Consider the following 12771-nt stretch of genomic DNA (forward strand, 5'->3'; position numbering starts at 1 on the left):
CGGCGCGCCGGCGCTCCGGCGCTCCGGCGCGGCGGCGCGGCAGCGCGCGGGTCAGGCCATCGCGGCCGCGGCGGCCTCATCTTCGCTCGTCGCCACCAGTTGGCCGCAGGCCCCGTCGATCTCCTTGCCGCGGGTGTCGCGCAGGGTCGTCGGGATGCCGGCGTCGTTGAGCCTGCGCACGAACTCGTCCTGAACGTCCTTCTCGGACGAGGTCCAGATCGAGCCGGGCGTCGGGTTCAGCGGGATCGGGTTCACGTGCACCCAGCCGCGACCGCGGGCGTTGAGCTTCTCTGCGAGGAGGTCCGCGCGCCACGCGTGGTCGTTCATGTCCTTGATCAGCGCGTACTCGATCGAGACGCGGCGTCCGGTCTTCTCGAAGTACTCGCGTGCGGCGTCGAGCGCCTCGTCGACCTTCCAGCGCGAGTTCACCGGGATCAGCTCGTCGCGCAGCTGGTCGTCCGGCGCATGCAGCGACAGGGCGAACGTCACCGGGATGTTCTCATCGGACAGCTTGCGGATCGCCGGCACCAGGCCGACCGTCGACACGGTGATGCCGCGGGCACTCATGCCGAGACCCTCGGGCTGCGGCGCGACCATGGTGCGCACGGCATCCATGACCCGCATGTAGTTGGCCAGCGGCTCACCCATGCCCATGAAGACGATGTTGGTGACGCGTTCGCCCTCGTGGCCCACCTTGCGCGGGTCTCCGAGGCCACCCTCGGCGATCAGGCGGTTCGCGCGCACGATCTGATCGAGGATCTCGGCCGTCGACATGTTGCGGGTCAGCCCCGCCTGACCGGTGGCGCAGAACGGGCAGTTCATGCCGCAGCCGGCCTGGCTCGACACGCACAGCGTGATGCGGCCCGGGTAGCGCATGAGCACCGACTCGACGAGCGCGCCGTCGTGCAGGCGCCAGAGGAACTTGATCGTGTCGCCGCGGTCGGTCTCCAGGCGCCGCACCTCGGTGAGCAGCGGCGGCATCAGCGTGGTGACGAGCTCCTCGCGGCGCGCGGCCGGCAGGTCGGTCATCTCGGCCGGGTCGGACGTGTAGTGCGTGAAGTAGTGCGTCGCCAGCTGCTTGGCGCGGAACCCGGGCAGGCCCAGCTCCTTCACCTTCTCGATGCGCTCGGCGGGAGTGAAGTCGGCGAAATGCACCGGCGGCTTGCCGCGGCGCGGACTCGCGAACTGCAGCAGGGGCCGCCCCTCGGCATCCTTCTTCTGTGTCCAGCCCTCGGTCGCGGGGCGCACCTGCGGGGCGCTGGTCTCCCGGATCTTCCCCGGGGTGGACGCGGAAACGGGTCGCGTCTGGCGCGTGCGGGGAGATTCGGTCATACCCCCAAGGGTACGGGAGCCGCCCTGGGAAGGCCCGGGATGCCGCATCCGGATGCGGCAGAATCGAAGACGTACGCCGTCGATGAGGAGCCCCCGATGACCGACCGCCTCACCCGCACCCGCTCCGCCGGAGTCCTGGCCGTGCTGCGCGCGCCCTCTCCCGAGGCCGCGATCGACGCCGCCGAGGCGATCATCCGCGGCGGTGTCACGGGGATCGAGGTCACCTACTCGACGCCGGACGCCCCGGCCGTGATCCGCGAGCTGATCGCCCGGCACGGCGATGCCGCCGTGATCGGCGCGGGAACCGTGACCACGGCTGCGCAGGCGGATGCCGCCGCCGAGGCCGGCGCCGAGTTCCTGGTGAGCCCCGGCACACTGCCCGATCTCACCCGCGCGATGCTCGGCACCGGACGCGTCGTGATGACCGGTGCACTCACGCCCACCGAGGTGATGTCGGCGCTCGAGCTCGGCGTCGACGTGGTGAAGATCTTCCCCGCCTCGCTCGGGGGCCCTTCCTACCTGGGTGCGCTGCGCGGTCCGTTCCCGGATGCTCCGCTCATGCCGACCGGCGGCGTGAACCCCGACAACCTCGCCGCCTGGTTCGCGGCAGGCGCCGTCGCCGTCGGCGCCGGCGGAGACCTGGCGAATGCGGCATCCGTCAAGGCCGGCGACTGGGCCGACCTCGAGGCGCGCGCCGCGCGGTTCTCCGCGGCGCTGGCCGCGGTCTCGGGCAGCTGAGGCCGCGGATGGACATCTGGATGTGGGTCGTCGGCCTGATCGTTCTCTTCTTCGTCGTCGGCTGGGCACTGAGGTCGATGCGGCCCTCGGTGCCCACCTCGCCGCCCGCCCCGGTCGCTGTGGACGCCCGTTCGGAGATCGACGCGCTCGTCGCATCCGGGAACAAGATCGCCGCGATCAAGCGCCTGCGCGAGTTGTCGCCGATGTCGCTGAAGGACGCGAAGGATCGCATCGACGCCTGGGAGCCCGGCACCGTCGCGCCTCCGGCGACGACCGTCGCCGGACCGACGGCAGACCTGCCGGCAGAGGTCGCCGCTGAGATCGATCGACTGCTCGCCGCGGACCAGCCGATCAGCGCGATCAAGTTCTACCGGGAACGGACCGGCACGACACTCGCAGACGCGAAGCGTGCGATCGACGAGTGGGCGCCGCGGTCCTCGTCGTGAGCGACGGACCGCGCACTTTGGTATACCAGAAGGATGCCGGTGAGCGCCGGCCCCGCGCACCTCAGGAGACTCCCATGTCCGCAGCATCCGACCTTCTCGCCGCCGCATCCGCCGGTGACGCCACAGCCGTCCGCACCGCTCTCGATGCCGGCGCCGACATCGAGACCCGCGGACCCGGCGGCATGACGCCGCTCATCATCGCGACCAAGGCGAACCACGTCGAGGCCGCGCGCGTGCTCATCGAGGCCGGAGCACACGTGAACGCGAAGGACGACATCCAGGACTCGGCGTACCTCTACGCCGGCGCTCGCGGACACGACGAGATCCTGCGCCTGACCCTCGACCACGGCGCCGACCTGAAGAGCACGAACCGCTACGGCGGCACCGCCCTGATCCCGGCATCCGAGCGCGGACTCATCCCGACCATCGAGATCCTGCTCGAGGCGGGCGTCGACCCCAACCACATCAACCGGCTGAACTGGACCGCCCTGCATGAGGCGATCGAGCTCGGCGACGGATCCGACCACTACGCCGAGGTCGTGCGCGTGCTCATCGAGGGCGGCTCCGACCTGAGCATCCGCGACGGCAACGGGGATCTGCCCCGCCAGATGGCGGCGCAGCGCGGCTACGACAACATCGTCGCCGTCATCGACGCCGCCGGATGATGGAACTCGCCCCGCTCGTCTGGGGGCTGCTCGCAGTCGCGGCCCTGATCGCAGGGCTGGGCAAGACCGCTGTGCCCGGGGCCGCGACCGTCTCGGTCGTGCTGCTGGCCTCGGTGCTGCCCGCGCGCACTTCGACGGCCGCCATGCTGCTGCTGTTCATGGTCGGCGACGTGTTCGCACTGATCGCCTACCGACGGCACGCGCACTGGCCGACGCTGCTGCGACTCGCGCCTGCCGTGGTCGTGGGCCTGCTCGCGGGGTTCCTGTTCCTGATGGTGGCGGGCGATGCGACGGTGCGGCGCGCGATCGGCGTCATCCTGCTGCTCATGATCGCCGTCACGCTGTGGCGCCGCCGACACACCGACGAGAAGCCGGCAGGACCGCTGCTCGGCCTCTCGTACGGCGGGCTCGCCGGGTTCACGACGATGGTCGCGAACGCCGGCGGTCCGGTGATGTCGATGTACTTCCTGGCCACGCGAACGCCCGTCCAGGTGTTCCTCGGCACGTCGGCCTGGTTCTTCGCGATCGTGAACGCGATGAAGGTGCCGTTCCTCGCCGGGCTCGGACTGTTCACGCCTCAGGTGCTGCTGATGGACCTCGTGCTCGCGCCGCTGGTCGTCGTCGGCGCGCTCGCCGGCATCGCACTCGCGAAGCGGATGCCACAGCAGCTGTTCGACCGCATCGTGATCGGGTTCACCGTGCTCGGTGCCGTGTACCTGCTGTTCTGACCCTGCGCGACGCGACGCCGCGACGCGACGCGACGCCGACGGATGGCGGACGATTCTGCGGGTGGCGGACGATCTCTTCGCGAGTCGTCCGCCACATGCAGAATGATCCGCCACCTGCAAGGAGGGGCGGCGGAACGGTGCCCGCGACTCAGTCCAGGAAGATGTCCGGGAACAGCGCGTCGTCGGGGGTGCCCGGCACCGCGGCGTAGCCGGAGAAGTCGGTGACTCCGGCCTCTTCGAGCACGTCCTCGACGATGAGCGTCTGCCCCGTGCGCTGCGCGGACGGCGAGGTGATCACCGCGTATGCGGCATCCGCGTAGATCTCCGGCGTCCGGCTGACCTTCATCATGCGGTCGCCGCCGAGGGCGAACTGCACGGCGGCGGTCGCGATGGTGGTGCGCGGCCAGAGCGTGTTGGCCGCGATCCCGGCATCCGCGAATTCCGCCGCGAGGCCGAGGGTCGCCATCGTCATGCCGTACTTCGCCATCGTGTAGCCGGTGTGCGCACCGAGCCAGCGGGGCGAGAGGTTCAGCGGCGGCGAGAGCGACAGGATGTGCGGATTCGCCGACTCGCGCAGCACCGGCACGGCGGCGCGAGAGAGCATGAACGTGCCGCGCACGTTCACGTCCTGCATGAGGTCGTACTTCTTCGCTGCGAGGTCGAGCGAGCCGGACAGGTCGATCACGCTGGCGTTGTTCACGACGATGTCGATGCCGCCGAACTCACCCGCCGTCTTCAGCACCGCCTCGGTGATGTCGTCGTCGATGCGCACGTCGCCGACGATCGGCAGCGCCTGGCCGCCCGCCGCACGGATCTGCTCGGCGGCGCTGTGCACCGTGCCCTCGAGCTTCGGATGCGGGGTGTCGGTCTTGGCCATCAGGGCGATGTTCGCGCCGTCGGCCGCCGCCCGCAGGGCGATCGCGAGGCCGATGCCGCGGCTGCCGCCGGACATCAGGATGGTCTTGCCTGCGAGGCTCATGGATGCTCCTTGGTCGTGGGTCATTTCGGCGCCATGCGGATGGCGCCGTCGAGTCGGATGGTCTCGCCGTTCAGGTAGCCGTTCTCGACGATGTGCTGCACGAGTGCGGCGTACTCGTCGGGCCTGCCGAGGCGGGAGGGGTACGGGACCTGCTGGCCGAGCGACTCCTGCGCAGCCTCGGGCAGGCCGGCGAGCATGGGCGTCTCCATGATGCCGGGGGCGATCGTGCAGACCCGGATGCCGTATCGCGCGAGCTCTCGGGCGATCGGCAGCGTCATCGCGTGCACCCCGCCCTTCGAGGCGGAGTAGGCCGGCTGGCCGATCTGCCCGTCGAAGGCCGCGACGCTCGCGGTGCTGACGATCACGCCGCGGTCGCCGCCCTCGGCCGGTTCGGTCTGCGCCATGACAGCGGCCGCCTGCGAGATGACGTTGAAGGTTCCGACGAGGTTGATCCGGATGATCCGCTCGAACGCTGCCAGGTCGGCGGGGTTGCCTTCGCGGTCGAGCACCTTCGCCGGCGGGGCGATGCCGGCGCAGTTGACGACGATGCGCAGCGGGTCGAGCGACTCGGCGACGGCGGCGCGCACCTGGTCGACGTCGGTGACGTCGGCGGGAGCGAAGAATCCGCCGAGCTCGGCGGCGATCTCGGCGCCGGCCGAGTTCGGCAGGTCGACGATCGTCACCTGGGCGCCCGCGGCGGCGAGCCGGCGGGCCGTGGCGAGTCCGAGTCCGCTGGCGCCGCCCGTGACGAGGGCGCCGGCTCCGCTGATCTGCATCGTGTTCTCCTTCGAACGTTCACGCTGGCGAGAGACTGAGTCCCAGCATAAGTGAATCTGAGTACTGCCGCGAGGAACCCGTCGATGCGAGCCTACGGCAGGCCGTTCCTCACGTCGCGTTCCACAGGTCGCGGTAGTAGGCCAGGCGCTCCCGGTCGGGCTCGACGCCGTACGCCTCGATGAGCGCATCCTCCCAGCCTGGCCCGTAGTTCCACTCGGTGCTCATCGACGCGACGGCGATGTCGGCCCAGCGATCGGCGGTGCCGAGAGCGGCGAGATCGACGTGGGCGAGCACCCGGCCGTCGTCGCCGATCAGCGTGTTCGGGCAGCAGGCGTCGGCGTGGCACACCACGAGCCTCTCGACCGGCGGTGCCTCGCGCAGGTGCTCCGGCACCCGGATGCCGCGGCCCGCGGCGTTCGCTATCCGCGACGGAACGCCCCAGTCCCAGGGGCACTCCGAGGCCGGGAGCCGGTCGTGCAGCATCCGCAGCCCTTCGCCGACCGCGCGCACCGCGACCGCGGGCTCGGCGACCCAGCGCGGCGCCACCGCGCTCTCGCCGTCGATCGCCGCTGTCACGAGCCATTCGTGCGTGTCGTCGTCACCCTGGTCGAGCACCCGCGGCACGCGGATGAACCGGCCGGCCCACGTCATCCGCTCGGCCTCGTCGCGCAGGCTGGTCTCGGCGTTGCGCGGACCCCACTTGATGAAGAAGACGTCTCCGGCCGCGGGCGTCGCCCGGAAGGTCAGCCCCCCGATGTCGTTCAGCCAGACGCATTCCAGCGCGGCGCCGTGGGCGAGGTCGCGCACGCGATCGGGGACGGCTACGGGGTCGGCGGGGATGGTCATGGATACATCCTCGCCGAGTGCCGCCCCTTCGTCTCCTCACCGGCGCTCCTCGCTCAGGGTCCGGTACGCACGTCCGGACCCTGAGCGAGCGCAGCGAGACGAAGGGCGCTCAGGAACCCAGTAGTGTCTCCCCGATGTACCCGCCCACTGCACAGCCGGGCGGTACAGCGAACACGGCGGAGCCGATCGGCGTCGTCCACTCGTTCAGCAGGTCGAGCTGGTCCAGCCGACGCTGCATCGGCGTGAACTGCTTCTCCACGTCGGCCTGGAAGGCCACGAAGATCAGCCCCGACTCCGAGACGCCCTCTCCGTCGGGATGCTCGTCGTAGTTGTACGCGCGCCGGAAGATGCGCTCGCCGTCCTCGCCGCGGGCACGGCGGATGTGCGCGAAGGCGGGGATGACCGGGAATCCGATCGAGGTGGTCGCCTCGAAGTCCGGTTCGTCGAACTCCTCCGACCCGGTCAGCGGCGCGCCGTTCGCGAGCGTGCGGCCCACAGACGACTCCCGTCCCCCGCGGTCCAGCCGGTCCCACTTGTCCAGATCCATCCGGATGCGGCGGATCACGACGCCCGTCCCGCCGGCCATCCATCCGTCGTCCGACCAGACCACCCGGTCGAAGTCCCTGGTGCCGGGCTCGGGATTCGCGGTGCCGTCGACCTGCCCGAACAGGTTGCGCATCGTCGTGCCGGGGCGCTCGGTGCCGTAGGCGCGGCGGAACCCGCGCTGCGTCCAGCGCAGGGCGGCGAAGCCGCGCGCATCCTTCAGCAGCATGCGCACGGCGTGCGCGACGGTCAGCGGGTCGTCGCCTGCGACCTGGATGAGCAGATCGCCGTCGGACAGCTCGGGTTGCAGCCGGTCGATGCCGAACACCGGCAGCGGCGCGAGCCAGGCCGGAGCCGCACCCGCCGCCCTCGCCACGAAGCCGGGGCCGAAGCCGAACGTCACCGTGAGGCGCGCCGGCGCCCCCGCCAGTTCGGGCTCGGAGTCGGCGAGCGCCGGTTTCCCCTGGGTGAGCCGCGCGGCGTCGTCGGTGAGGATGCGCATCAGCCGGACCAGCGCCTCGCGCTCCACCCCGTCGTGCAGGTCGAGCCCGAGGAACACGCCGTGCGCCTGCGCGGCGGTGTCGATCCCGGCCTGATGCACACCGTGGAAGGGCACCATCTGCTCGCCGTTCATGGGCGGCGCCGCAGCGTCGGCCGCGGCATCCGCCCTGTTCATCATCAGATCCGCACCGACCGCGGCGGCGGCGCCGAGCCCGGCGACGGCTCCTCCGATCAGGAGCTGCCGCCGGGTGGCGCCGGTGCGATCACTCACCGCCCTCCTCGTAATTCTCGTTCGCGCCGGAGTAGTCCTTCACCGGGGCCGTGAACTCGTAGGTCGAATCGTCCGAGAACGTGAGCGTGACCGTCACCTCGTCGCCGGCCTTCAGCGGGGCGGTGAGTCCCATCAGCATGATGTGGTCGCCGCCCGGCTCGAGCACCGCCTTCGCGTCGTGCGCGAGCGGCAGCCCGCCCTCGATCGGGCGCATGGTCATCTCGCCGGCGTCGTTCTGCACGGTCTCGTGCAGCTCGGTCATCTCGGCCGCCTCGGTCTGCGCCGAGACAACGGTGGTGTCGTCGCCGCCCTTGTTGACGAGCGTGCCGAACACGGCGGTCATGCCGTCGTCGGCGGCCTTGGCCCACGCGTCCTCGATCGTGACCGTCTGGCCTGCGGTGCCTGCTGCCGGCTCGTCGGTGCCGGCCGCCGCGCAGCCGGTCAGCAGCAGGAAGGAGGCGGCGAGGAGGGCACTGAAACGGATGCTGGTCTTCATGGTGATGCCTTTCACAGTTCTTCTGCCGCGCCGATGGAGGCGGCTGCCTTCTTCCTGCGCCGGATGACGAGGTAGAGCACGTAGGCCGCGGCGGCGATCACCGCTCCGCCCACGCCGATGAGGAGAGCGCGCGGCGGGCCGGCGGCCGCACCCTCGTCCTGCGCGTCGACCACGGCGGGCGACGGGCTGGCGGATGCCGGAGAATCGGTCGTCATCGGCTTCGCGTCGCCGATCGTGAACGGGATGACACCGGCGATCGGGTGCCCGTCCTCGGAGACGACCTGCCAGCGCACCTGGTAGCCCGCCTCAGGCATCCCATCGGCGAGCGGGACCGTGACGGTCTCGCCGTTCACGACGATGTCGCCGTCGATCCAGTCCTTGCCGGACTGGTCGACGACGACGGCGCGCGCACCGGCGTCCGAGTCGTCCAGCACGAGCAACTCGCCGGAGAACACCATGGTCACCTCCTTCGGCGGCGCGTCGAGGCGCGCGTCTGCGGCCGGATCACTGGAGATGAGTTCGTCGTGCGCGGATGCGGGGACTGCGGTCGCGAGGATCACGAGGGCGGCGGCCGCCACCCCCGCCGCGAGAGTGCGGATGGGAGACATGGAGAAAGACCTCTCGTCGGGCGTCGTCGTACGACGCCGAACGTGCATACGGAAGCGCCGGGCGCGCAGAGGCGCCCGCGCGGAGATCACCGGCAGGCCGAGTACGGCCGCCGGCGCGAGTCAGATCGCCGGATGCAGCGGCGGCGCGCGGCCGCGGAGCAGAGAGAGGAACGGAGCGGCGGGGAGGGACTCCTCCGCCTGCGACGCACAGTGCGGCGCTGTCGCACGGGGACGGGCGGCCGGAGTGGCGTCGTCCAGGCGGCTGCGCAGCCAGCGCACCGCCTGCACGGCCAGGTCGCGCATGCCCAGCAGCATCCGCTCGCCGCGGTGCAGCGCGAGGATCGTCAGCAGCGCCGCCGCCGCGTGACCGATCCACATCCCGCCGTCGGCGATCACCTGCACGGTGAGGCCGGTCGTCTCGGGCAGTTGCAGCGGTGCGCCGTGCACGTGCCCGCCCGTGATGCCGGTCGGTGTGAGCAGTCCGAGCACGAACAGCACATGGAACAGGAACTGGCTGACCAGCACCGAGACCGACAGCCTCAGCGCGGAGAGCTTCCGCCCGGCGAGCAGCACGCACACCATGAGCGACAGCATCCACGGCACCAGGATCCCGAGCGTGCCGGGCATGGCCCCGCCGGCGGTGACGTGCGCGGCGAGTGCGACGAAGGTCGCCGTCGAGGCGGCGGCGAACCCGCGGATGACCGCGGGTCTCCTGGATGGGCGCACGACTCCTATTCTGTCAGCCTCCGTTGCTCCGGTCTCACTCGTTGCGGGTGTCAGAGCCGGAACACCCGCAACGAGTGAGACCGGAGCGAGAAGGGGACCACGTCGCGGTGGGTGACGAAGCTCAGGACCAGATGAAGCGGAACGTCCCCGCCGCGACGGCCGCGGCGAGCGCCGCGGCCATGATGAGGATGCCGCCGAGCGTTGCCACTGCGTCGCGCCGATGCAGCCGTGACGGCCGCGCCCACGTGCGCGGGATGTCGGAGCCGAATCCCCGCGCCTCCATCGCCATCGCCAGCTTCGATCCTCGGCGCACCGCGAACACCAGCAGCACGAATGCCATCGAGAAGAACCGGCGGAGCGCACCGTGGTCGCCGACGCCGCGTGCGCGGCGGGCGAGTCCCATCGTGCGCCAGTCGTCGAGGAACAGCCCGAGCATCCGCGTGCCGGCGAGCACACCGAGCACGAACCTGCTGGGCAGGTGCGCGACCTGCGCGAGCGCGTCGGCGACCTCCGTCGGATCGGCGCGGCCGAAGAGCAGGATGGTCGGCAGCCCGAGCGCGATCACGCGCAGGCTCACGGCGATCGCGAGCCGGACCGATTCCTCGCTGATGGTGGCGACGCCGAAGGTCCAGTACACCTGCCCTGCGGGCTCGGCGTAGAGCAGCATGCTGAGGCCCGCGATCGGCGAGATCGCGGCGAGAAGCGCCATCCGGCCCAGTACCGTGCGCAGCGACAGCCCCGTGAGCGGGATGCAGAGCAGCTGCAGCGCGATGGCGACCAATCCGCTGACGACGTCGATCGACGCGAACAACGGAATCGACAGCAGCAGCGCGAGCAGGATGCGGGTGACGGGGTTGACCCCGTCGAGCCATGCGCTCCTGGTCGGCGCGGGAGCGACGACCACGGTCATACCCGCACCTCCTCGCCCAGCACGATCCGCCGGTCGCCGAGATGCCGTGCAACCGCGTCGTCGTGAGTGACGGCGACGATCGCGGTGCCCCGCGCGACCTCCTCCTGCAGGAGGAGCACGAGTTCGATCCATCCGCGCCGGTCCTGCCCGAACGTCGGCTCGTCGAGCACGATCACCTCGGGCGTCGCGGCGAGCACGGTGGCGACCGAGAGGCGCCGCTTCTGCCCGCCGGAGAGCGTGAACGGGTTGGCCTCTGCGAGGTGGTCGAGGTGCAGGCGCTCGAGCAGCCCGTCGACGACGGACGCCGTGCGCGCCTCCGACCAGCCGAGGGCTCGGGGCCCGACCGCCAGTTCCTCATGCAGCGTCTGTGCGAGGAACTGGTGCTCCGGCTCTTGGAACACCGTGCCGATGCGGGTCAGCAGTTCGCGCGACGTCCACCGGATCGGGCGCACACCGCTCTTCCCTCGCAGCCTCTCGGCTGCGGTCACGGAACCGGCGAGTTCGGGCAGGAGACCGGCCAGGGTGAGCGCGAGCGTGGACTTGCCCGCTCCGTTCGGTCCGGTGATCACCGTGGCCGATGCCTGCGGCACGACCAGATCGAGCCCCTCCTGCACGATCGTGCGGCGCTCGCGGCCGATGGCCAGTCCGTGCGCTTCCAGCACAGGGTCGCCCTCGGAGCGCTGCAGCACCGGAAGGGCGATCGGATGGTTCGGCACCCACACACCGGCATCCGCCAGTGTCTGCGCGTACCGGCCGAACACCTCGGCCGGAGCGCCGTCGGCGAGCAGGCCGCCATCGGCCGCGAGCACGATGACGCGGGTGATCAGGTCGGACCACACCTCGGTGCGGTGCTCGACGACGACCAGCGTCGCCCCCGTCTCGGCCACCACGCGCGCCACGCTGTCGCGGACCTCGGCGACACCGGCCGGATCGAGGTTGGCCGTGGGCTCGTCCAGCAGCAGCAGCCCGGGGCGCATGGCCAGCGCCCCGGCCAGGGCCAGGCGCTGCTTCTGCCCGCCCGACAGTGCCTTCGTCGCACGGTCCTGCGGCACGTCGAGACCGACGGCGTGCAGCGCGTCCGCGACGCGGGCCGGGATCTCGGATGCCGGAACGCCGAGGTTCTCGCATCCGAAGGCGACGTCGTCGCCGACCTTGGAGAGCACGACGCCGGCATCCGGATCCTGCAGCACGAGGCCGATCCGACCGCGGCTCTGCTCGGGGAGCACACCGTCGACGAGCAGGCTGCCGGAGCGCTCCCCCTCGTCGGCGTCGCCGAGCAGGCCGGCGAGGCCGGCGAGCAGCGTGGACTTCCCGGCGCCGGACGCGCCGAGCAGCAGCACGCGCTCGCCGGGATCGATCGTGAACGACGTCTCGCTGACCGCGGGAAGGCGGCGTCCGGCGTATCGCCAGCCCCAGCCTTCCGCGGTGACGCGGGCGGGACCAGACCGCACGGTCAGACCTCGCGGCGCACTTCTCGGCCCGCGGCGAACCGGCTGAGCGCTCCGGTGGAGGCGAGTGCCCGCACCAGGAACCAGCCCACGACGCCCGCCAGCAGGGCACCGGAGACGATGAGGGTGCCGAGGTAGATGGCGTTGAACTCGAACGACTTCAGGATGTTCGGCGAACTGCCGTAGAAGAGCTCGAAGACCCAGGCGGCTGCGGCGGCGCCGACGCCGGCGAGAGCCGCGACACCGATGCCGAACCGGCGGTACGCGAACAGCGCGAAGACGAGCTCGGCACCCAGGCCCTGGACGATGCCGGAGAACACCGTCGAGATGCCCCAGACGTTGCCGATCAGCATCGAGATGATCGCGGCGACGACCTCGACGACCAGCGCGGCACCGGGCTTGCGGATGACGAGTCCGCCGATGACGCCGCCGATCAGCCAGATGCCGACGGCGATGCCGCCCAGACCCGGCGTCAGGGCGTCGGCGGCGCCCCACCAGGCCCCTCCGACGATGTTCCAGGCCCAGAACAGCAGACCGACGGCGACGCCGAGGACGGCGGCGACGACGATGTCGACGACGCGCCAACGCAGGTTGCGCGACGGGGCGGCCTTCTCGACGATCTTCTCGTTCGGGACGGATGTGGACGCACTCATATGGAACTCCTCCCTGCGCCGGCATGATCCGGATCAGGTTCGACGGTCGAAGCGCGGGTCGCTTCCTCTCAGCCCGGCACGCCGGACTCCCGTGGTTGTGCCTC

15 protein-coding genes and 1 riboswitch are annotated in these 12771 nt (G+C 71.1%); of the genes, 4 read left to right on the forward strand and 11 right to left on the reverse strand.

The window, feature by feature from the left end; all coding sequences use genetic code 11:
* Positions 1-51 precede the first annotated feature (51 nt).
* Positions 52-1332 (reverse strand): dual-specificity RNA methyltransferase RlmN, encoded by a 1281-nt coding sequence (rlmN, locus tag DY023_RS16070; RefSeq protein WP_116243365.1) that lies wholly within the window; start codon positions 1330-1332, stop codon positions 52-54.
* Positions 1333-1428: 96 nt separating this feature from the next.
* Here rlmN and DY023_RS16075 point away from each other — a divergent pair, with 96 nt between their 5' ends.
* The 4 genes from DY023_RS16075 (at position 1429) to DY023_RS16090 (ending at position 3909) form a co-directional block, all read left to right on the forward strand.
* The gene (locus DY023_RS16075; protein WP_116243662.1) at positions 1429-2070 is read left to right on the forward strand and encodes a bifunctional 4-hydroxy-2-oxoglutarate aldolase/2-dehydro-3-deoxy-phosphogluconate aldolase; all 642 of its coding nucleotides are present in this window, start codon (positions 1429-1431) and stop codon (positions 2068-2070) included.
* Positions 2071-2078: 8 nt separating this feature from the next.
* Positions 2079-2516 (forward strand): hypothetical protein, encoded by a 438-nt coding sequence (locus DY023_RS16080; protein ID WP_116243366.1) that lies wholly within the window; start codon positions 2079-2081, stop codon positions 2514-2516.
* Positions 2517-2590: 74 nt separating this feature from the next.
* A complete protein-coding gene (locus DY023_RS16085) occupies positions 2591-3181 on the forward strand; it encodes an ankyrin repeat domain-containing protein (RefSeq protein ID WP_116243367.1) in 591 nt (196 codons plus the stop codon).
* Positions 3178-3909, forward strand: a complete 732-nt coding sequence (locus DY023_RS16090; protein WP_116243368.1) for a sulfite exporter TauE/SafE family protein — start codon at positions 3178-3180, stop codon at positions 3907-3909. The genes DY023_RS16085 and DY023_RS16090 overlap by 4 nt, the downstream gene beginning before the upstream one ends.
* Before the next feature lie 148 nt (positions 3910-4057).
* Here the strand turns inward: DY023_RS16090 and DY023_RS16095 are convergent, their stop codons facing one another.
* From DY023_RS16095 to DY023_RS18330, 10 genes are all read right to left on the reverse strand, one after another.
* Positions 4058-4888: an SDR family oxidoreductase gene (locus DY023_RS16095; protein WP_116243369.1), complete on the reverse strand. Its 831-nt coding sequence runs from the start codon at positions 4886-4888 to the stop codon at positions 4058-4060.
* Between the two features lie 20 nt (positions 4889-4908).
* Positions 4909-5664, reverse strand: a complete 756-nt coding sequence (locus DY023_RS16100) for an SDR family NAD(P)-dependent oxidoreductase (protein WP_116243370.1) — start codon at positions 5662-5664, stop codon at positions 4909-4911.
* A 109-nt stretch (positions 5665-5773) separates the two neighbouring features.
* Positions 5774-6511, reverse strand: a complete 738-nt coding sequence (locus DY023_RS16105) for an aminoglycoside 3'-phosphotransferase (protein ID WP_116243371.1) — start codon at positions 6509-6511, stop codon at positions 5774-5776.
* Positions 6512-6620: 109 nt separating this feature from the next.
* Positions 6621-7826 (reverse strand): Dyp-type peroxidase, encoded by a 1206-nt coding sequence (locus tag DY023_RS16110; protein ID WP_245958745.1) that lies wholly within the window; start codon positions 7824-7826, stop codon positions 6621-6623.
* Complete coding sequence (locus DY023_RS16115) at positions 7819-8322, reverse strand: copper chaperone PCu(A)C (RefSeq protein WP_116243663.1); 504 nt, start codon at positions 8320-8322, stop codon at positions 7819-7821. The genes DY023_RS16110 and DY023_RS16115 overlap by 8 nt, the downstream gene beginning before the upstream one ends.
* 11 nt (positions 8323-8333) lie before the next feature.
* On the reverse strand, positions 8334-8930 hold the full coding sequence (locus tag DY023_RS16120) for a copper resistance CopC family protein (protein WP_116243373.1): 597 nt from the start codon (positions 8928-8930) through the stop codon (positions 8334-8336).
* Between the two features lie 120 nt (positions 8931-9050).
* Positions 9051-9656, reverse strand: a complete 606-nt coding sequence (locus DY023_RS16125; RefSeq protein ID WP_116243374.1) for a hypothetical protein — start codon at positions 9654-9656, stop codon at positions 9051-9053.
* 121 nt (positions 9657-9777) lie between these two features.
* Entirely contained in the window at positions 9778-10566 is a 789-nt protein-coding gene (locus DY023_RS16130; protein WP_116243375.1) for an energy-coupling factor transporter transmembrane component T family protein, read from the reverse strand.
* Entirely contained in the window at positions 10563-12017 is a 1455-nt protein-coding gene (locus tag DY023_RS16135; protein WP_116243376.1) for an ABC transporter ATP-binding protein, read from the reverse strand. The genes DY023_RS16130 and DY023_RS16135 overlap by 4 nt, the downstream gene beginning before the upstream one ends.
* A 2-nt stretch (positions 12018-12019) precedes the next feature.
* Complete coding sequence (locus DY023_RS18330) at positions 12020-12667, reverse strand: ECF transporter S component (RefSeq protein ID WP_116243377.1); 648 nt, start codon at positions 12665-12667, stop codon at positions 12020-12022.
* A riboswitch (TPP riboswitch) is annotated at positions 12661-12770 on the reverse strand. (Overlaps the previous gene by 7 nt.)
* Position 12771: the final 1 nt, after the last annotated feature.

It is taken from the genome of Microbacterium bovistercoris (genome assembly GCF_003387575.1).
Classification (GTDB): Bacteria; Actinomycetota; Actinomycetes; order Actinomycetales; family Microbacteriaceae; genus Microbacterium; species Microbacterium bovistercoris.

Bases quoted from the DNA above. Each gene is read 5' to 3' on its own strand.
- DY023_RS16105 (WP_116243371.1), bottom strand. From the start codon at position 6,511: ATGACCATCCCCGCCGACCCCGTAGCCGTCCCCGATCGCGTGCGCGAC.
- DY023_RS18330 (WP_116243377.1), bottom strand. From the start codon at position 12,667: ATGAGTGCGTCCACATCCGTCCCGAACGAGAAGATCGTCGAGAAGGCC.
- DY023_RS16085 (WP_116243367.1), top strand. From the start codon at position 2,591: ATGTCCGCAGCATCCGACCTTCTCGCCGCCGCATCCGCCGGTGACGCC.
- DY023_RS16115 (WP_116243663.1), bottom strand. From the start codon at position 8,322: ATGAAGACCAGCATCCGTTTCAGTGCCCTCCTCGCCGCCTCCTTCCTG.
- DY023_RS16080 (WP_116243366.1), top strand. From the start codon at position 2,079: ATGGACATCTGGATGTGGGTCGTCGGCCTGATCGTTCTCTTCTTCGTC.
- DY023_RS16120 (WP_116243373.1), bottom strand. From the start codon at position 8,930: ATGTCTCCCATCCGCACTCTCGCGGCGGGGGTGGCGGCCGCCGCCCTC.
- DY023_RS16090 (WP_116243368.1), top strand. From the start codon at position 3,178: ATGATGGAACTCGCCCCGCTCGTCTGGGGGCTGCTCGCAGTCGCGGCC.
- DY023_RS16130 (WP_116243375.1), bottom strand. From the start codon at position 10,566: ATGACCGTGGTCGTCGCTCCCGCGCCGACCAGGAGCGCATGGCTCGAC.
- rlmN (WP_116243365.1), bottom strand. From the start codon at position 1,332: ATGACCGAATCTCCCCGCACGCGCCAGACGCGACCCGTTTCCGCGTCC.
- DY023_RS16100 (WP_116243370.1), bottom strand. From the start codon at position 5,664: ATGCAGATCAGCGGAGCCGGCGCCCTCGTCACGGGCGGCGCCAGCGGA.
- DY023_RS16095 (WP_116243369.1), bottom strand. From the start codon at position 4,888: ATGAGCCTCGCAGGCAAGACCATCCTGATGTCCGGCGGCAGCCGCGGC.
- DY023_RS16075 (WP_116243662.1), top strand. From the start codon at position 1,429: ATGACCGACCGCCTCACCCGCACCCGCTCCGCCGGAGTCCTGGCCGTG.